The 18,258-nt window shown below is 70.3% G+C and carries 18 protein-coding genes; 10 read left to right on the top strand and 8 right to left on the bottom strand.

Annotation, left to right across the window (positions count from 1 at the left end):
• Nucleotides 1–3: 3 nt before the first annotated feature.
• The 4 genes from LOZ83_RS24690 to map are packed head-to-tail and all read left to right on the top strand — an operon-like array spanning nucleotide 4 to nucleotide 3,004.
• A complete protein-coding gene (locus LOZ83_RS24690) occupies nucleotides 4–831 on the top strand; it encodes an AraC family transcriptional regulator (protein WP_236793980.1) in 828 nt (275 codons plus the stop codon).
• A 4-nt stretch (nucleotides 832–835) separates the two neighbouring features.
• The gene (locus tag LOZ83_RS24685; protein WP_236793978.1) at nucleotides 836–1,228 is read left to right on the top strand and encodes a VOC family protein; all 393 of its coding nucleotides are present in this window, start codon (nucleotides 836–838) and stop codon (nucleotides 1,226–1,228) included.
• Between the two features lie 47 nt (nucleotides 1,229–1,275).
• On the top strand, nucleotides 1,276–2,130 hold the full coding sequence (locus LOZ83_RS24680) for a GNAT family N-acetyltransferase (protein WP_236793976.1): 855 nt from the start codon (nucleotides 1,276–1,278) through the stop codon (nucleotides 2,128–2,130).
• Nucleotides 2,131–2,146: 16 nt separating this feature from the next.
• The gene (map, locus tag LOZ83_RS24675) at nucleotides 2,147–3,004 is read left to right on the top strand and encodes a type I methionyl aminopeptidase (RefSeq protein WP_236793974.1); all 858 of its coding nucleotides are present in this window, start codon (nucleotides 2,147–2,149) and stop codon (nucleotides 3,002–3,004) included.
• Here the strand turns inward: map and LOZ83_RS24670 are convergent.
• Entirely contained in the window at nucleotides 2,967–3,662 is a 696-nt protein-coding gene (locus LOZ83_RS24670; RefSeq protein ID WP_236793972.1) for a FadR/GntR family transcriptional regulator, read from the bottom strand. The two genes, map and LOZ83_RS24670, sit on opposite strands and share 38 nt — an antisense overlap.
• Before the next feature lie 28 nt (nucleotides 3,663–3,690).
• On the opposite strand from LOZ83_RS24670, the gene LOZ83_RS24665 reads away from it, so the two are divergent.
• On the top strand, nucleotides 3,691–4,905 hold the full coding sequence (locus LOZ83_RS24665) for a CynX/NimT family MFS transporter (protein WP_374202705.1): 1,215 nt from the start codon (nucleotides 3,691–3,693) through the stop codon (nucleotides 4,903–4,905).
• Between the two features lie 18 nt (nucleotides 4,906–4,923).
• Here LOZ83_RS24665 and LOZ83_RS24660 read toward each other — a convergent pair whose 3' ends face one another.
• On the bottom strand, nucleotides 4,924–6,303 hold the full coding sequence (locus tag LOZ83_RS24660; protein ID WP_236793968.1) for a mycothione reductase: 1,380 nt from the start codon (nucleotides 6,301–6,303) through the stop codon (nucleotides 4,924–4,926).
• Nucleotides 6,304–6,561: 258 nt separating this feature from the next.
• On the opposite strand from LOZ83_RS24660, the gene LOZ83_RS24655 reads away from it, so the two are divergent.
• Nucleotides 6,562–7,398 carry a serine protease gene (locus tag LOZ83_RS24655; RefSeq protein WP_236793966.1) on the top strand — a complete coding sequence of 279 codons (837 nt, stop codon included), beginning with the start codon at nucleotides 6,562–6,564 and terminating at the stop codon, nucleotides 7,396–7,398.
• Nucleotides 7,399–7,407: 9 nt separating this feature from the next.
• Nucleotides 7,408–7,842: a GNAT family N-acetyltransferase gene (locus LOZ83_RS24650; RefSeq protein WP_236793964.1), complete on the top strand. Its 435-nt coding sequence runs from the start codon at nucleotides 7,408–7,410 to the stop codon at nucleotides 7,840–7,842.
• On the opposite strand, the gene LOZ83_RS24645 is transcribed toward LOZ83_RS24650, so the two are convergent.
• The 3 genes from LOZ83_RS24645 to LOZ83_RS24635 all read right to left on the bottom strand — a co-directional run bounded on the left by LOZ83_RS24645 (nucleotide 7,805) and on the right by LOZ83_RS24635 (nucleotide 11,541).
• On the bottom strand, nucleotides 7,805–8,983 hold the full coding sequence (locus LOZ83_RS24645) for an 8-amino-7-oxononanoate synthase (RefSeq protein ID WP_236793962.1): 1,179 nt from the start codon (nucleotides 8,981–8,983) through the stop codon (nucleotides 7,805–7,807). The genes LOZ83_RS24650 and LOZ83_RS24645 overlap by 38 nt on opposite strands.
• Nucleotides 8,984–9,064: 81 nt before the next feature.
• Complete coding sequence (locus LOZ83_RS24640) at nucleotides 9,065–10,441, bottom strand: DEAD/DEAH box helicase (RefSeq protein WP_236793959.1); 1,377 nt, start codon at nucleotides 10,439–10,441, stop codon at nucleotides 9,065–9,067.
• Nucleotides 10,442–10,662: 221 nt separating this feature from the next.
• The gene (locus LOZ83_RS24635; RefSeq protein ID WP_236793957.1) at nucleotides 10,663–11,541 is read right to left on the bottom strand and encodes a serine protein kinase RIO; all 879 of its coding nucleotides are present in this window, start codon (nucleotides 11,539–11,541) and stop codon (nucleotides 10,663–10,665) included.
• 183 nt (nucleotides 11,542–11,724) lie between these two features.
• Here LOZ83_RS24635 and LOZ83_RS24630 point away from each other — a divergent pair, with 183 nt between their 5' ends.
• The gene (locus LOZ83_RS24630) at nucleotides 11,725–12,816 is read left to right on the top strand and encodes an FAD-binding oxidoreductase (protein WP_236793956.1); all 1,092 of its coding nucleotides are present in this window, start codon (nucleotides 11,725–11,727) and stop codon (nucleotides 12,814–12,816) included.
• On the opposite strand, the gene yaaA is transcribed toward LOZ83_RS24630, so the two are convergent.
• Both yaaA and LOZ83_RS24620 read right to left on the bottom strand, forming a co-directional pair.
• Nucleotides 12,803–13,534 carry a peroxide stress protein YaaA gene (gene yaaA / locus LOZ83_RS24625; RefSeq protein WP_236793953.1) on the bottom strand — a complete coding sequence of 244 codons (732 nt, stop codon included), beginning with the start codon at nucleotides 13,532–13,534 and terminating at the stop codon, nucleotides 12,803–12,805. The genes LOZ83_RS24630 and yaaA overlap by 14 nt on opposite strands.
• Nucleotides 13,535–13,922: 388 nt before the next feature.
• Entirely contained in the window at nucleotides 13,923–14,453 is a 531-nt protein-coding gene (locus LOZ83_RS24620) for a GNAT family N-acetyltransferase (protein ID WP_236793951.1), read from the bottom strand.
• 170 nt (nucleotides 14,454–14,623) lie between these two features.
• Between LOZ83_RS24620 and LOZ83_RS24615 the strand changes: the two genes are divergently transcribed.
• On the top strand, nucleotides 14,624–15,358 hold the full coding sequence (locus tag LOZ83_RS24615) for a Stp1/IreP family PP2C-type Ser/Thr phosphatase (protein WP_236793949.1): 735 nt from the start codon (nucleotides 14,624–14,626) through the stop codon (nucleotides 15,356–15,358).
• Between the two features lie 483 nt (nucleotides 15,359–15,841).
• Here LOZ83_RS24615 and LOZ83_RS24610 read toward each other — a convergent pair whose 3' ends face one another.
• On the bottom strand, nucleotides 15,842–16,078 hold the full coding sequence (locus LOZ83_RS24610; protein ID WP_236793948.1) for a S1 RNA-binding domain-containing protein: 237 nt from the start codon (nucleotides 16,076–16,078) through the stop codon (nucleotides 15,842–15,844).
• Nucleotides 16,079–16,285: 207 nt separating this feature from the next.
• Here LOZ83_RS24610 and LOZ83_RS24605 point away from each other — a divergent pair, with 207 nt between their 5' ends.
• A complete protein-coding gene (locus LOZ83_RS24605) occupies nucleotides 16,286–18,115 on the top strand; it encodes a glycoside hydrolase family 2 protein (protein WP_236793946.1) in 1,830 nt (609 codons plus the stop codon).
• The last annotated feature ends 143 nt before the right edge of the window (nucleotides 18,116–18,258 follow it).

Below are 18,258 nucleotides of genomic sequence, written 5' to 3'. Positions count from 1 at the left end.
CCCATGCCAGGCGCCGAATGGGCCGTCCGGCAGCCACATCCGGGGCTGCGGCGGCTCGTCTCGCGCTATATCGGGTACACGCAGCACGATGTCACGCTCGGCGTGCATCGCGGGCTGCCGTCGCGACACGTCACGTTGATCATCAGCCTCGCCGAGCCGATCCGGCTGGTGGGGATGCCGCGCGCCGGTGAGGCGCCCGCGGACCTGGTCGCCCCCGTCGGGGGTATGCACGTCAGCCCCGCGCTCATCCGGCAGGACCGGTTCCAGTCCGGTATCCACATCGAACTCGACCCGCTCGCCGTGCCGTCGCTGCTGGGGGTCTCCGCGGCCGACCTGAGCGAGTACGTCGTGGACCTGGCCGACCTCTCACCACGGCTGGCGGGGCTGCCCGAGCGACTCGCGTCGGCCGACGGCTGGGACCGCCGGTTCGACATCCTCGACGAGACCCTGCAGGCCGAAGCCGCCGACACCGCGCACTCCCCGGAAGTCGGCTGGGCCTGGCGGCGTCTGCGCACGGCCGCCGGACGGGTCCGGGTCGGCACGCTCGCCGACGAGGTCGGCTGGAGCCGGCGGCATTTCACCGAACGGTTCCGCCGCGAGCTGGGGCTCTCCCCGAAACAGGCCGCCCGCGTGCTGCGGTTCGAGCGCGCCGGCGCCCTGCTCCGGTGCGGTCACACCGACCTGGCCGGGCTCGCGGCCGACTGCGGCTACTACGACCAGGCCCATCTGACCAACGAGTGGCGTGCTCTCGCCGGCTGCCCGCCCAGCGTCTGGATCGTCGAGGAGCTCCCATTCCTCCAAGACGGTGCCGCCCCCGTCGCCGCAGACTGACGGCATGACACAACCGACTGTGTGGCCGGCCCTACGTTTCGACGATGCCCCGGCCGCGATCCGCATCATCGTCGACGTCTTCGGTTTCCGGGAGGCGCTGGTCGTGCCCGGCGAAGGAGGCCACGTCCAGCACGCCGAACTCCGCTGGCCCGAGGGCGGCGGCGTGATGCTCGGCAGCACGAAGTGCACCGACGGCACGCACGCCGACATGAAGCCCGGCGTCAACGCGGTGTACGTCGTGACCGACGACGTCGACGCCGTGCATGACCGCGTGACGAAGGCCGGGCTGGACATCGACGAGCCGCTCCACGACACCGAATTCGGCTCGCACACGTTCACCGCGCGCGATCCGGAGGGCAACCAGTGGACCTTCGGTACCTACCGCGGCGCGCCCTGACCGGACGCGGTTTCCCGTAACCGGGGTTCATCTGGCAATCTGGACCTGTGTTGCGGCTTGCCGGTGCACGGCTGCTCGGTGATCGGGACTATCCCGCGGTTCGTGCCGTCCTATCGGCCGATCCGGTAGCGAGTTGCATGGTCAGTGCCCGGGTCGAGGTCGCCGGTCTGGACCCTTGGCGACTCGGCGGCGAGCTGTGGGCCGCCGACTACCGGGGCAGCCGGTCCAGCCGCCTGCCCGGGCTTTGCTTCTCCGGCCCGAACCTGATCCCGTTGCGCGGCAACGCCTCCGCGCTGCGCTCGTTCGCCGACCGGGCCCTGCGCAAGCAGCGCATCTGCTCGTCGCTGGTCGGTCCGTCCGACCAGGTGCTGGGCCTGTGGGACGAGCTCGCGCCGGAGTGGGGGCCGGCTCGCGAGGTCCGCGCCGACCAGCCGCTGATGGCCATGGAGGGCGCGCCCGCGGTATCGCCGGATCCGCAGGTGCGGCCGGTCCGCCCCGATGAGCTGGACCGCTACCTGCCCGCGGCGATCTCGATGTTCATCGAAGAGGTGGGCGTCGACCCGCGCGCGGGTGACGGTGGCGCGAGCTACCGGGCCCGGGTGGCCGAGCTGATCGCCGGCGGCCGCGCGTTCGCCCGGTTCGAGGGTGGCGAGGTCGTCTTCAAGGCCGAGATCGGCGCGCTGTCCCGCAACGTCGGGCAGATCCAGGGGGTGTGGGTGCACCCGGACCGGCGCAGTCACGGCCTGGGCACCGCCGGCACGGCGGCCGTGGTGAACCGGCTGATCAACGGGATGGGCCGGACGGCGAGCCTGTATGTGAACTCGTTCAACGGCCCGGCGCTGACCGCCTACCGGCGCCTCGGCTTCCAGCAGGTCGGCCGCTACGCCACGGTCCTGTTCTGAGTCGTAGGCTGGGCGTATGCCTTTGCGTGCTCCACTGAACCCTGGCGAGCAGACGCCGCGCCGCCCCGTTCCCGCCAGCATTCCGCGCCCCGAGTACGTGGACAAGCCGGCGCCGAAGCGGTACGACGGCAGCGATGTGCGTACCCCCGAGGTCATCGAGGCGGTCCGCGTCGCGAGCCGGATCGCCGCGCAGGCGCTGGAGGAGGGCGGCAAGGCCGTCAAGCCGGGCAACACCACCGACGACGTCGACAAGGTGGTGCACGAGTTCCTGCTCGACCACAAGGCGTACCCGTCGACGCTCGGCTACCGGAACTTCCCGAAGTCCTGCTGCACCTCGCTCAACGAGGTGATCTGCCACGGCATCCCGGACTCGACGGTGATCGAGGACGGGGACATCTGCAACATCGACGTCACCGCGTTCATCGGTGGCGCGCACGGCGACACGAACGCGACCTTCCTGGCCGGTGACGTGCCGGAGGAGGCGCGGCTGCTCGTCGAGCGGACGCACGAGGCGACCATGCGCGCGATCAAGGCCGTGCGGCCCGGCCGCCAGCTCAACGTGATCGGCCGGGTCATCGAGGCCTACGCCAAGCGGTTCGGCTACGGCGTGGTGCGGGACTTCACCGGGCACGGCGTCGGCCCCGCCTTCCACACCGCGCCCACGGTGCTGCACTACGAGGACCCGTCGGTGACCACGGTCATCGAGGAGGGCATGACGTTCACGATCGAACCGATGATCACGCTCGGCTCGATCGACTACGACGTGTGGGACGACGACTGGACGGTCACCACGAAGGACAAGAGCTGGACGGCCCAGTTCGAGCACACGCTGGTGGTCACGCCCGCGGGCGCGGAGATTCTGACTCTTCCCTGAGCAGCAGCTGATCGATGAAGCCGCCGGCCTCGGCCGCCGCGCGCGCGGGGTCGCGGTCGGCGATCGCGTCCAGCAAGCCCTGGTGCCCGATCTCGACCCGCTCGGTCAGGTGGTCCTGCGACGTCGTGGCGACGCTGGCGGTGACCGCTTCGGTCAGCCCCAGGTACAGCTCGGCCAGCAGCCGGTTATGTCCACTGTGGACGACCATGAGGTGGAACTCGGCGTCCGCGCGGACGAAATCCTCGAACGGCTCCTCGTCCAGCGCGCGATCCCGCACGGCGAGCAGCTCGGTGAGCTTGGCCAGATCCTCCTCGGTGCGCGCTTCGGCGGCCAGCCGCGCGCCCTCGACCTCCAGGCTGCGCCGGACCTGCAGCACCTCCCGCAGCTCGGTCCCGGCCAGCCGCCGGATGGCGCCGGAGACCTCGCTGGTGGCGCGGACGTAGGTGCCGTCGCCCTGCCGGACTTCGAGCAGCCCGCTGTGCGCGAGCGCGCGAATCGCCTCGCGAACCGTGTTGCGGCCCACGCCGAGCGTCTCGACCAGCTCGGTTTCGGTCGGGATCCGGCTGCCCACGGGCCATTCGCCCTGGGCGATGGCCTCGCGCAGCTGGCCGATCACCTGGTCGACGAGACCTGTGCGGCGCGTTGTGGCAAGCGGCACGACAAATGTCCCTTCACCCAATCATCCTATGTCTGCCATAGTAGCGGACGTGGTCGAAACATCGGTGAAACAAACTCCCCGCGTCCTGATCGGCAGCGGACTGCTCGGGGTGGCCGTCGTGCTCGCCGCGCTGAACCTGCGGCCGGCGGTGACGGCCGTCGGTCCGGAGCTCGACGAGATGCGGGAATCGCTCGGGGCGACCGCGACCTGGGCGGGCGCGCTGACCACGCTGCCGGGCCTGTGCTTCGCCGCGGCCGGGCTGGCTGCGCCGTGGGTTGCCAAGCGGGTCGGCATCGGTCCCTCGGTGACCGCGGCGCTGGTGCTGCTGACCGGCGGCATGATCCTGCGGGTGCTCGACGGGCAGCTGATCGTGCTCGGCGGCACCCTCGTCGCGACGGCCGGGATCGCGCTGGCCAACGTGCTGCTGCCGGTTGTCGTGAAGGAGTCGTTCGCCACCCGGATCGGGCTGGTCACGGGCCTCTACACCGGGGCACTGCAGGCGGGCGGCGCGTTCGGTTCGGCGGTGACCCCGCCGCTGGACGACGCGTTCGGTGGCTGGCGGCCGGGGCTCGCCAGCTGGGCCGCGCTGTCCGGGCTGGCGCTGGTCGTCTGGCTCGCCGTCGCGCGGACGCGGCCGGCCACCGGCCACGGCGCGGACTCGCCGGAGACCACGCCTCGCTCGTTCCTGCGCAACCGGCTCGCCTGGATCGTGACGCTCTTCTTCGGGCTGCAGGCCTGCCTCGCCTACATCGTCATGGGCTGGTTGCCGCAGGTGTTCATCGACGCGGGCATCAGCCGTGGCGAAGCCGGCCTGCTGCTCGGCCTGGCCTCGATCATCGGCCTGCCGGTGAGCCTGATCGTGCCGCCGCTGGCCGCCCGGACGGGCACCGAAAGCTGGTGGATCCTGGCGCTGTGTGTCTGCGGGTTCTCCGGCGTGCTCGGCGTGATGGCCGCGCCCAGCGCGGCCCCGCTGGTGTGGTCGGTGCTGCTCGGGCTGGGGATGGCCGTGTTCTCGCTCGCGCTGACCACGATCGCGCTGCGGGCCCGCACCGGTGGTGACACCGCCCGGCTTTCCGGGATGGCACAAGGGATCGGCTACCTGTTCGCGGCCGCGGGCCCGTTCTTGTTCGCCCTCCTGCACGATCTGACGGGCGGCTGGACGGTACCGTTCGCGATGCTGCTGGTCGTCGTCGCCGCGCAGGCGGTGTTCGGCTTCATGGCGGGCCGCCCGCGGTACGTCTAGACCTCGATCGCGACCGCGTCAGCCGATTTTCAAGCCCAGTAGCGCGTTCTCGATCAGCTCAGGCATCGCCGGGTGGATCCAGTACTGGCCGCGCGCCATGGTGTGCGCGTCGAGGCCGAAGCTCATCGCCTGGATGATCGGCTGGATCACCGTCGACGCCTGCGCGCCGATGATGTGCGCGCCCAGCAGCTGCCCGGTTTCGGGATCCGCCAAGAGCTTCGCGAACCCGGTGGTGTCCTCCATCGCCCAGCCGTACGCGATTCCCGCATAGTCCTGTTTGGACGTCACGTACTTCACCCCGCGCTCGCGGGCCTGTGCCTCGGTGAGGCCGACGGACGCGATCTGCGGCGAGCTGAACACCGCGTGCGGCACGAACCGGTGGTCCGCCTTGATCCGCTCGTCCGGGTGCAGCAGATTGTGTTGCACCACACGGGCTTCGTGGTTCGCGACATGCTTCAGCTCGTACGGCGAGGACAGGTCGCCGAGAGCGTAGACACCGTCCACAGAGGTCTGTTGGTAGTCGTCCACGACCACGCGCCCACCGTCCACTGTGGTCACTCCGGTCGCGGCGACGTCGAGCAGGTCCGAGTTGGGGCGCCGGCCGGTCGCGATGAGCAGCTCGTCCGCCTCGACGGTCTCGCCGCCGTCCAGCTCCAGCTCGATACCGGATTCGGTCCGCCGTACCCGCCGCGTCTTCCGGTTCAGCCGGACGTCGAACCGGTTGCCCGCGAGCTCCGTGAACCGGGCACTGATGTCCTCGTCCTCGTTGCGCAGCAGCGCACCCGAGCGCGCGATGACGGTGACCTCGACCCCGAACGACGCGAAGACGTGCGCGAACTCGGCCGCGATGAACCCGCTGCCCACGATCACCAGCCGCGACGGCAGCTTGTCGAGCCGCATCACGGTGTCCGAGGTGTGGTAGCCGACCTCGTCGAGCCCCTCGATGTCCGGCACGACCGGACGGCCACCCGCGGCGAGCACGAACCGGTCCGCGGTGACCGTCTCGGTGCGGTCGCCGAGCTGGACGGTCAGCTCCTTGTGCCCGGTGAAGCGGCCTTCGCCCGCGTAGACGGTGACGTTGGCGTTGTCGGCGTGGTTCTGCCGGTATTCCCGGCCACCGGCCGCGATCGGGTCGATGCGGCCGAAGATGCGGTCGCGGATGTCACGCCACCGCACGTCGAGCAGTTCCTCGTCCACGCCGAGCCGGCTGCTGGCCGACGGCGTCGCGGCGACGTCCGCGGTGTAGACGAACATCTTGGTCGGGATGCAGCCGACGTTGAGGCAGGTGCCCCCGAAGACGCCCTTCTCGACGATCGCCGTCTTCCAGTCGGCGAAGCGCGGATCGAGAATCGAGTTCCCGGAGCCGGTACCGACGATCACCAGGTCGTAGTGGGGCACGTTGTCATCCTTCGCCGTGGGCACAATCCTCCTGCATGAACTGTCCCATGACGGCTGTTGTTCCCTCACCCGCCGGGGGAATGGTCACCTGCCGGTCCACACGACGCTCAGCTCGGCAGATGGGCGAGACCACCCGATTCAGTGACACCAAGTCGAAGGTCTGTCCACTACTGTGACGACGCTGCAATCTTACGCGCCGGAGTCCTGTGAACGCCGAGCGCGACAACGATGGCTGGATCCGGTAGAGGGGGCACTTCCATGGCAAAACACGCCCGGCGGGACCGAAAGTTCCGTTTCCTGCTCGCGGCCGCGGCGGCTGCCGCGGTGTCGCTGCCGGTCGCGGCCGTCGCGGCGACGAGCGGCACCGAGCCGCCCGCGCCGGCGCCGCAGGTCCAGCCGCGCATCGTCGGCGGCACCGAGGCGTCCATAAAGGACTATCCGTACGCGGTGTTCCTCACCGACGCCAAGGGAAACCAGTTCTGCGGGGGCGTGCTGGTCAGCTCGTCGGCGGTCGCGACGGCGGCGCACTGCGCGGCCGCGGTGTCCCAGGCGGACGTGCGGGTCGTCGCCGGGCGCCAGCAGAAGGACGGCAAGGACGGGGTGGTCGCGCGCGTCACCCGGGTGTGGACGGAGCCGGGCTTCTCCGATCCCGGCAAGGGTGACGACGTCTCGGTGCTGAACCTCGACCGGCAGCTGCCGTACCAGGCGGTCTCGCTGCCCGGCCGGTCCGACACGTCGATGTACGCCACCGGCACCAAGGCGACCGTGGTCGGCTGGGGCCGCACCAGCGACGGCGGCGCCCGCGCGACGTCGCTGCGCAGCGCGGTCGTCCCGGTGGTCAGCGACTCCAGCTGCCTGTCCAGCTACGGCAACTACGACGCGAACAGCATGGTTTGCGCGGGCTATCCGGACGGCGGGATCGACGCCTGCCAGGGCGACTCCGGCGGCCCGCTGGTCGTGGGGGACACCTTGATCGGCATCGTCTCGTGGGGCGACGGCTGCGCGAAGGCCGGCAAGCCCGGCGTGTACACGCGGGTGTCCACCTACGCCGACGACATCAGGGCGCAGTCCCAGCAGCGTGGTCTCCTCTGGTAGCAAGGACCGGTGAACGTCACCGGACCCGGGCTGACCACGAGCCAGCTCTACGACCTGCTGCGACTGCGCGTCGACGTGTTCGTCGTCGAACAGAACTGCCCCTATCCCGAGCTCGACGGGCGGGATCTGCTGCCCACCACCCGGCACCTGTGGTCGGCCGGTGAACAGGGCATCGAGTCCTACCTGCGGGTGCTGGACGAGGGGGAGCACTACCGCATCGGGCGAGTCGTGACCGCCGAGCGTGCCCGTGGCCGCGGTCTGGCCGCACAGCTGATGACCGAGGCGCTCGAGATCGTCGGGGACGCCGACAGCGTCCTCGACGCGCAGACGTACGCGCAGGGGTTCTACGCGAAGTTCGGTTACGTGCCCGAAGGTGCCGAGTTCCTGGAAGACGGCATCCCGCACATCAGGATGTGGCGGCGCGTGGCGGCGCGGACGCGCTGATCACCTTCACCGCGGTGTCCACATCGGACTCGCTGAGGTCCGCGCGTGCGGTAAGGCGCAGCCGAGAGATACCGTCGGGCACCGACGGCGGCCGGAAACAGCCGACCCGCACGCCCTGTTCGGCACAGCCCGCTGCCCAGCTGACGGCATCGTCGGCCGACGGGGCCTGCACCGAGACCACCGCCGCGTCGGGCCGGCTGACCCGGAAACCGGCGTCGGCGAGCTGCTCGGACAGCCGCGTCGCGTTCGCCAGCACCTTGCCCGGCAGGTCCGGCTCGGCTTTGAGGACACCCAGCGCCGCCAGCGCGGCGGCCGCGCTCGCAGGGGCGAGCCCGGTGTCGAAGATGAAGCTGCGCGCGGTGTCCACGAGGTGCTTGATCACCCGGCGCGAGCCGAGCACCGCACCTCCTTGCGCGCCAAGGGATTTCGACAACGTCACGGTCATCACGACATCGGGCGCGCCGGCGAGCCCGGCGTCGTGGACGGCGCCCCGGCCACCGTCGCCGAGCACGCCGAACCCGTGTGCGTCGTCGACGAGCAACGCCGCGCCGTGCTCCCGGCAGACCCCTGACAGGTCGTTCAGCGGCGCGAGATCGCCGTCGACGGAGAACACCGAGTCGGTGACCATCAGTGCGCGTTCGGTGCGCCGGGTCGCGAGCGCGTGCTTGACGGCGGCGACATCGCTGTGTGCGACGGCGGCGATCCCGGCGCGGGACAACCGGCAGCCCTCGATGAGCGAAGCGTGGATGTACTTGTCGGTCACGATCGCCGAATCGGCGCCCGAAAGTGCCGTCACCGCACCGAGATTCGCGGTGAAGCCCGAGGAGAACACCAGCGCCGCCTGGAAACCGCAGAACCGGGCCAGCTCGTGCTCCAGCTCCGCGTGCACCTCGGTCGACCCGGTGACCAGACGCGAGCCGGTGGCACCCGCACCCCAGCGCAGCGCGGCCGCCGCGGCCGCGCCGGCGACCCGCTTGTCCCGCGCCAGCCCGAGATAGTCGTTGCCGGCCAGGTCCAGTTCGGTGCTCGACGCGGGCCGCGGCCGGAGCTTGCGGGTCAGCCCCGCGTCAGCGCGCCGGGTCGCTTCCGCGTCCAGCCAGTCGAAAACCTGCTCAGGCGCTGATTTCTGGGCTGCATCCACCCCAGCAGTGTCTCAGGCCGGTCCCGCAACGCAGTGGAGGCCACCGTCACATTCGACGATGGCCTCCGTGAGCTGCGAAAATCAGTCGCGCGTGCGGCGCGCCGGTCCACGACCGTCCCGCCGCGGCGGACGGGCGCCACCCTCGCGGAAGCTGCCCTGACGGTGCCCGCCGAAGCCCCGGCCACCACGGCCGCCGCCGCCCTGACGGTCACCGCGCGGCGCGCCGCCCCGGCGGGGCTGCGGCTCACGACGACGCTCGGGCACCGGCACGCCACTGGGCTCGCGGGAACCGGTGATCCGGGTCAGCTCCGCGTCCCCAGGCCGCACCACGGCCGACTCGGCGCGCACCCCGGCGCGGTCGGTCATCCGCCGCACCGTGCGGCGCTGGTCGTGCGTGACCAGCGTGACCACGGTGCCGGACGCGCCCGCGCGGGCCGTGCGGCCCGCCCGGTGCAGGTAGTCCTTGTGGTCGGCCGCCGGGTCGACGTGCAGCACCAGGCTCACGTCGTCGACGTGGATACCGCGGGCCGCGACGTCGGTGGCGACCAGCACGGGGGTGTGGCCTTCCTTGAAGTCGGCGAGCACGCGGTTGCGCTGCCCCTGGGTCTTGCCGCCGTGCAGCGCACCCGCCGCGACACCCTTCGCGCGCAGGCGCTCGGCGAGCCGGTCGACATGGTGCTTGGTGCGCACGAACATGATCGTGCGGCCCTCGCGGGCGCCGATCTCGGTGACGACGGCCTGCTTGTCCTGGTGGGACACCTGGAGCACGAAGTGGTCCATGGTGTCCACGCTCGCGGTGACCGGCGCGACCGAGTGCTCGACCGGGTCGGTCAGGTAGCGGTCGACGAGCTTCTTGACGTCACCGTCCAGCGTGGCGGAGAACAGCAGCCGCTGCCCGCCGGGCGAGGTCAGGTCGAGAATCTCCCGGACCTGCGGCAGGAAGCCCATGTCCGCCATCTGGTCGGCCTCGTCGAGAGCGACGAAGTTCACATCGGAGAGCACACAGGTGCCCTGCCGGACGTGGTCCGACAGCCGGCCCGGGGTGGCGATCAGCAGATCGACGCCCCGGTTGAGGACATCGGCCTGCCGGGTGAAGGCCATCCCGCCGACGACCGTGCGGCACCACAGGTTCATGGACCTGGCCAGCGGGGTGAGCGCGTCGGCGACCTGCATCGCCAGCTCACGGGTGGGCACGAGCACCAGCGCGCGCGGGCGCTTCGGCCGTGCCTTGCCGCCACCCAGCCGGCCCAGCAACGCGAGGCCGAAGGCCAGCGTCTTGCCGGAACCGGTCTGCGCGCGGCCCAGCACGTCACGCCCGGCGAGCGCGTCGGGAAGGGTGGCCGACTGGATCGGGAACGGGGCTTCGATCCCCTGCTCCCGCAGCGCCGTCAGCAGCGACTGCGGAAGGTTGAAGTCTTCGAACGAGGTCACCGAAGTGGACTCGAAAGCGATGCTCACTAACTGCCTCTCGGACGTGGTACGTCGCAAGGAGGCCCAACTGCCCGCTTCGAGCAGGGCGCAGTGTTGTCCTGGGCGTTCACAGGGACGGACCCGGCGCATTCGGTGCGCCGTTGGTGGGTGGATTACCGCGAGCCTGTCGGGCTGGCTTGGCCGCGAAGAACAACACCTGTCCACGCCGCCGGTTGCGGTCTTGGGAAAGTCTACCTGAGCCGTCGTGCTCACCGGAGACCGGCCCGTTCGGACAGGCTGCCGACGAGGCCCGGCACATCGATGTCCAGACCCTTGCCGGCGAACCAGCCCGCGAGATTCGTCACGTCACGTGCCAGGTAGCCGGCGCCGCCGGGGTTGGCGAACACGTCGATCATCTGCGGCAGGTCGATGAGCACCAGCCTGCCGTCGTGCACGAGCATGTTGTAGGCGGACAGGTCACCGTGCACGAGACCTTCCACGGCCAGCCGCTCCAGCACCTTCTCGGCCTGGAACCACAGGTCTGCCAGCTGGTCCTCGCCCGGCCGCAGCTCCGCCAGCCGCGGGGCCGCGTTGTCGTCCTCGTCGCCGAGGAACTCCAGCAGCAGCTCGGTCCCGTTGCGCTGCACCGGATACGGTACCGGCAGCCCGATTGTCCACAAGCGACTCAACGAGGCGAACTCGGCCACCGCCCACTGCTCGGCGATGAGGTTGCGGCCGAAGGATGTGCGGTTGGCCATGGCACGGGTCTCCCGCGAACGGCGCATCCGGCGTCCTTCGAGGTAGCCCGAGTCACGATGGAACTGGCGATGTTCGCCGGAGCGGTAACGCTTCGCGGCGAGCAGGCATTCCCGTGCGCTATCGGGCACCCCGCGGCGCACCAGGTGCACGTCGGCTTCCTTGCCGGTCTTGAGGATGCCGAGCTCGGTGTCGACGGCGGCGAGGTCGGTGACGACCCAGTCCGGGTACGGCTCCGGGCCGCGCTCGCCGGTGTCCCAGGTGGAGTAGCGGTCCCCGTCGCCGGGGACCTTGTCTTCGTCTTCATCAGCCAGACGAGCGCGTTCGTATTCGGTCAGGCGGCCGCGGCGGGTGTAGGTGTCTTCGTCGAAACGACGGCGTTTGTCACGCACGGGTGGGGTTCTCCTCGCGAGGTGCCCCACCGGGCGCGTCTCAGCGGCGTGGGGCGAACGGATGGGAAAGGGCACGGTCCAGCACGGGAACGGCCATGAGCGCGCCTCCTTTCTTCCGTCGAGGGCATGAGCATGGGCGATCGGCCGGTGCGCGCGCAACCGATTTGCCGGAGACTGGCGATCATGCGGGTAGCCGTCATCGGATCGGGAATCGCGGGCGCGAGCGCCGCTCACCAGCTGGCGCGGCGAGGCGCGGAGGTCGTGGTCGTGGACGCCGGGCGCACCGGAGTCGCGACGGCGGCCGGCGCGGGCATCGTGTGCCCCTGGACCTCGCGGGCGGGGGAGGAGCTGTATCGCATCGCGTCGGTCGCGGCGGTTTACTACCGCACGCTGGTCGAGGAACTGGCCGAGGACGGGGTGACCGACTCGTCGTTCGAGGTCGTCGGCGGCATGGTCGTCTCCGCGGATCCCGCCGAGTTGGACGAGGCTTATGAGCGGATCAGCGCGCGGGCGTCGTCATCGCCGGTGGCCGGCGAGGTGCGGCGGCTCGATCAGGCGCGGGAGCTGTTCCCGGCGCTGGCGCCGGAGCTGGGTGCGGTTCATGTCGCGGGCGGCGGTCGCGTGGACGGGCGGCGCCTGCGGGACGCTTTGCTTGCCGCGGCGGCGAAGCGGGGCGTCGAGCTGGTGTCCGGCGAGGTCTCGTTGAACGGCGGCCAGGTGCAGGTCAACGGTTCGGTACTGGTCGCGGACAAGATCGTCGTCGCGGCGGGAGCGTGGAGCACGGAGCTGGTCGCGCCGCTCGGCGTGTCGCTGGGTGTGACGCCGCAGCGCGGGCAGATCAGCCATTTCGAGCTGCCAGGTGTGGACACCGGGCCGTGGCCCGTCGTGCTGCCGGTGTCGAGCCACTACCTGCTGGCGTTTCCGGGTTCGCGGGTGGTCGCGGGTGCGACGCGGGAGACCGGCTCGGGGTTCGACTACCGCGTGACAGCGGAGGGGCAGCGCGAGGTGCTCGAGCATGCGCTGTCGGTCGCACCGGGCCTGGCCGACGCGACACTGGTGGAGACCCGGATCGGTTTCCGGCCGGCGTCGGAGGACGGCTTGCCGCTGCTGGGCGCGCTCACCAAACATCCCGATGTGCTGGTCGCCTCGGGTTTCGGCCCGAGTGGGCTGACGCTCGCGCCCTTCTCGGGCACGCTGATTGCGGATCTGGCGCTCGGCTCGACGCCGTCGCTGGATCTCGCGGCGTACGCGCCGGAGCGGTTCAGTGCACGATGACGAGGTCGATCTCGTGGTCGCCGGTGCGCCTCACGTCGAAGCCGGCCTTCGACGCCGCCGTGAGCAGACCCTCCACAGTGGACGGTTCACGGGTACCCTTCGCGAGGGTGGCGGCGAGTTTTCCCTTGTACGCCTTGTTGTGGTGACTGATCGTCCTGCCGGTCGCGGTGACCACGCGGACGGTCACCGAGCAGGGGATCCGGGCCAGCACCGCGTAGGCGCCCGAGCGGAGGTCCACGATCAGCTCGTCCATGCCGGCGAAGACCGGTTCGAGGACGGGGCGCCAGAGTGTCCGCAGCGCGCCGAGCGCGGGGAGTGAGCTGCCGCCGGAGAGACGGTAGGCGGGGATGCGGTCCTCGCCGCGCGCGATGCCGAACAGTGCCGATGCGACGGCGAGGCGTCGTTGCGCCTTGGCACGCTGGGCTTTGGTGAAGCTGCCGATGTCGAGCGCGTCGTAGAGGACGCCGGTGTAGCGCTCGAGCACGGGGACCGTCGGTGCGGACCACAGTGCGGCGTTGCGGGCGACTTCGTCCTCTTGTCGCGGCGACAGCTCCAGCGCGTCGAGGCTGGCGGGCACGTCGGCGGCGAGGTCGACGAGCGCGTCGGCCAGCTTCCGGCGGACCGGGGTGAGCTCAGGGTGCGAGAGCTCGTCGAGGTTCAACGGTGGGCCGTCGCCGCCGGGGGCCTTGGTCTCGGAAGGGGGCAGCAGCACGAGCACCTTCGCAGGTTAACCGTTCACCGGAAGCGGCCCGGGCCGGGAGGTTGACGCGTCGGGGTCGATGTGGGGACACCTGCGACGACGCTGTGGCCGCGTCCAGGGTTCATGTCCCAGCGGGTCGCAGGTCGCGGTGCGTGGCGACATGCACGGTTCGTGTCCTAGCCGAGCCGGAGGTCGCGGCATATGGCGACGCGGCGTGCGGGGCTCGTGTCCTGGTGGGTCGCAGATCGCGTTGCGTGCCGACGGGACGTGCAGGGTTCGTGTGCTAGCCAGGCCGCAGGTCGCGGAGGATGGCGACGTGCAGGGTTTGTGTCCTAGCGGGTCACGGGTCACGGGTCACGGGTCACGGGTCACGGCGTATGGCGACGCGGCGTGCAGGGTTCGTGTGCTAGCCGGGCCCCAGGTCGCGGCGCATCGCGACGCGTGGCCAGGCGTCAAGGCCGAGTTCGGTCTCGTGGCGGCGGATGGCTCGCAGGCCCGGCGCCAGCGTGGCGTCCGGCAGGCGGTGGAAGCCGAGCCGTTCGTAGTACGGCGCGTTCCATGGCACGTCGGCGAAGGTGGTCAGGGTCAGTGCCGGCGTCCCGGCCACCATGGCGCGCCGGGCGGTGTGCTCCAGCAGCACCCGGCCGATCCCGCGCCGGGCATGGTCGGCGTGCACCGAGACCTGCTCGATGTGCCAGTTCCGGTCGATCGGCTCGGCGGTCAGGTATGCGACTGGCTGGTCGTCGGTGTCGACGGCGACCCACGCGAGCCCGGCGGATTGGTGGCGGGCCAGTGTCTCGACGGTCGGGGGCTCGTCGTCGGCGATGGCGGCCATGCCGATGTCGCGGAAGATCTCGCCCGCCGAGCGCTCGATCTCGCGCAGCCGGGACAGGTCGGCGATGTCGGCTGCCCGGATGTGGGTCAGGGGATCGGCCACGACGACCAGCGTAGGCGTGCCGTCGTCGTCCGGTATGACGGTTTCCGATCGCGCCTGGCCGGGGCGCTGCCGACACTGCCCGGACTGACGATCTTGCGGCATGGGCTGTCCCCCGGTCAGCGGGGGTGAGGCCGGTGCCGCCGCCGATCGCCCACTGCTTTACTTCACGTATGGAACCCAGTGGGTCACTGACGCTCCGGTATGCCGTCGCCACCGATGTCGGTCAGCGGCGGGATGCGAACGAGGACTCGGTTTACACCAGTTCGCAGCTGCTCGCCGTCGCCGACGGCATGGGTGGGCATGTCGCGGGCGAGGTCGCCAGCTCGGCGGCGATCGCCGCGGTCACCGAGCTGGGCGAGCGGCTCGGAGCCGGTGAGCTCGATCCTGCCGAGGCACTGACGGAGACGGTGACCGACGCGGTTCAGCGCTTGACCGACCTCGCGGAGGAGGACCCGGCGCTGCTCGGTATGGGCACCACGCTGACCGCGATGCTGTGGGATGGCAGCAGGTTCGTGGTGGCGCACGTCGGGGACTCCCGGGCCTACCGGCTGCGGGACGGCGAGCTGGAGCAGATCACCCGGGACCACACGGTGGTGCAGGAGCTGGTCGACCAGGGCCGGATCACGCCGGAGGCCGCGATGACCCACCCCAGCCGGTCTGTGCTCACGCGCGCACTGCAGAGCGGCGGCCATGCCGACCCCGACGTCTTCGCCGTCGACGTCAAGGCCGGCGACCGGTACCTGATCTGTTCGGACGGCCTGTCGGATGTCGTGCCGCCGGACGTGCTGGAGGAGACCCTGGGCTCGGTCACCGATCCCGATGCCGTGGTGCTGCACCTGGTCGAACTGGCCAACGCCGGCGGCGGCCCGGACAACATCACGTGCGTCGTCGCCGACATCAGCTGACCCAGCCGGTGGCTCGCGCGAGCCGATCTTGAGCCGTGGTCGGCGCCAGCCGGCGTGAGCCGACTTGAGCTACTGCCAGGGGCAAGCTGACCGCGGTGGCTTGCTTGAACGACCCCGAGCCGGGCGCCAGCGCGAGCTACCTTGAGCCGGGGCGAGCGAGAGCTGACTTGAGTCGGAGCCGTCGTGACCTCACTTGAGTCACAGCCAGGGCAAGCCGACCCGGGCCTGGCGCCAGCCGACGCGAACTGCGGCTAGGGCAAGCTGACCCGAGCCGCGGCCCAGCGTGAGCCGACGTGAGCTGCGGCTATGACAAGCCAATCCGAACCGGGCTAGTGCGAGCTGAACTGAGCCGAGCAATAGCGCAAGCTGACTCGGGCCAGGGCCGCGGTCGCGCTCGAACGGCCTGCGCCGGAAGGTCGCATCGATAGGCTGGGCGGGTGCGGAGGCAGCGTCAACCTGCCTCCGCACCGTCGTTTTCCGCGGTTAGGCGGCCACGAACCTCATGCGCCGTTTCTCGACGTCGATCTCTGCGATCCGGACCGGAATCGTCGAACCCGACCGCGGCTCGGTCTTCCAGTCGGATTGCGGTAGCAACCCGTGGACTCCGGGCGCGACTTCGAGGAACGCGCCGAACGGCAGCACCTTGGTCACCGTCGCACTGACCACTCGGCCGTCACTGTGCTCCGCGATAAACTCACGCCACTGCGTGGACTGGGACATGTTTCACCTCCTTTCGCCATCCCAGGAAAAGGGAAATACAAAGAAGGCGGGCGGGCCTCTGGCCCACCGGAGGATCACGGAGCGGCCGGGAATCCTGTCCGCTCACGGCTTTGCGCCGACCCGGCAGTCACCGGGACACAGTAGCAACGACACCTCCTCGGGCTCAATGACTCGCTAGGGCACATGTGGTTGCGTAGGGTGCCGGTCATGATCGAGGTCGAACCCGAGCACGTCTGCCCGCGCCCGCAACTGGTCCGGCAGGGCTGGATCGACCTGTGCGGGCAATGGGATTTCGCGTTCGACGACAACGATCGCGGCCGGTCCCATGGGTGGCACGCCGATCCCGCGGGCTTCGACCGGCGTATCACCGTGCCCTATCCGCCGGAGTCGGAACTTTCCGGTGTGCACGATCCGGGGCCGCACACCGTCGTCTGGTACCACCGGGAGATCGAGACCCCGCCGCCGGTACCCGGGTTCCGGCTCCTGCTGCACTTCGGCGCGGTGGACTACCGCGCGTCGGTGTGGGTCAACGGGATCCACGTCGGCGAGCACACTGGCGGGCAGACTCCTTTCTCCTTCGACATCACCGAAACACTGCGCCCGGGCGAACAGGCCATTGTGGTTCGTGCGGAGGACAGGCCGGACGACGCCGCCCAGCCGCGCGGCAAACAGGACTGGCGCACCGAGCCGCACGACATCTGGTATCACCGGACGACCGGGATCTGGCAACCGGTGTGGGCCGAGGTCGTCCCCGCCGTGCACCTGACGGAGTTGCACTGGACGCCCGATCTCGTTCGTGCGGCGGTCCGGTGTGATGGCGAACTGTCCGCCGCGGCCGCCACCGTGCGCGTCGTCCTTCGGCACGAGGGCGAGATCCTGGCTGATCAGTCGGTGCGCGTTGACGGCAGCAGGTTCACCTTCGACGTCGCAGTCCCGGCCTTACGCCACGGCCAGGACCGGATGCGGTTGCTGTGGGCGCCCGAGCATCCGCGACTGGTCGACGCCACCGTCGAAGTGCGCCCGCATGACGGCCCGGTCGATGAGGTCAGCAGTTACCTGGGACTGCGCGAGGTCGGCACAGCCGACGGCCGGTTCCTGCTCAATCACCTGCCGTACTTTCCCCGCCTCGCACTGGAACAGGGCTACTGGCCGCAGTCGCATTTGGCCGCACCGGACGCGCGGGCCCTCCGCCGGGAGGTCGAGCTCATCAAGGAACTCGGCTTCAACGGTATGCGGGTGCACCAGAAGGTCGAGGATCCACGCTTCCTCTATTGGTGTGACCGCTTGGGCTTGCTCGTCTGGGGTGAGACTGCGAACGCCTACGAGTTCGGACCCACCGCCGTCGAACGGCTGACCCGCGAGTGGCTGGAGATCCTCGGCCGGGACCGAAGCCATCCATGCATCGTCACCTGGGTGCCGCTCAACGAAAGCTGGGGCGTGCCCGACGTAACCCTTTCGCCCGCACAGGCCGATTTCGCCCGCTCGTTGTATCACCTCACCAAGGCCATCGACCCCTCTCGTCCGGTAATCGCCAATGACGGCTGGGAAATCGCCGAAGCGGATATCTACGGCGTTCATGACTACGCGCCCACGGGTTCGTCCCTTCGTGCTCGTTACGGTGACTTCGACTCGCTCCGCAAAACCCTCGCGACCGGCCGCCCTGGCGGCCGCAGGCTCGTGCTCGGTGACATCGATCCCGGACGGCCCGTGATGCTGACCGAGTTCGGCGGACTCACCCACGCCGCCGCGGAAGGTGAGAACTGGTTCGGCTATTCGACCGTGACGGACAGCGCCGACCTGGTGCGCAAACTCGACGACCTGGTCACCGCCGTACTCGATTCACCTGCCCTGGCCGGGTTCTGCTATACCCAGCTCACCGACACCGAGCAGGAGCGCAACGGACTGCTCACCGAGGACCGCACACCGAAAGCCGACCCGGCCGAGATCAGGGCTGTCCTGGCCAAACCCGCGAAGGCGCTCCCCGGCGACGAACTCCGCGCACACCGCGAAGCCGGTCCGGACCAACCCACGTCATAGCGGACCCGCGCCAGGACGGGATCAGCCACGCGAAGGTCCACACGCGAAGTCCGGTCGAGGCTTGGGAAACCCGCGGGTGCACCGTGGAAACTGGGGCGGTGCGGTGCACCCGCGGGCAGGGGCCGTCCAGGGAGAACGGCCCC

Source organism: Amycolatopsis sp. GM8 (genome assembly GCF_021653975.1).
Taxonomy (GTDB): domain Bacteria; phylum Actinomycetota; class Actinomycetes; order Mycobacteriales; family Pseudonocardiaceae; genus Amycolatopsis_E.
The sequence above is the reverse complement of the archived record's forward strand: the minus strand, read 5'-3'. Positions and strand labels throughout refer to the sequence as shown.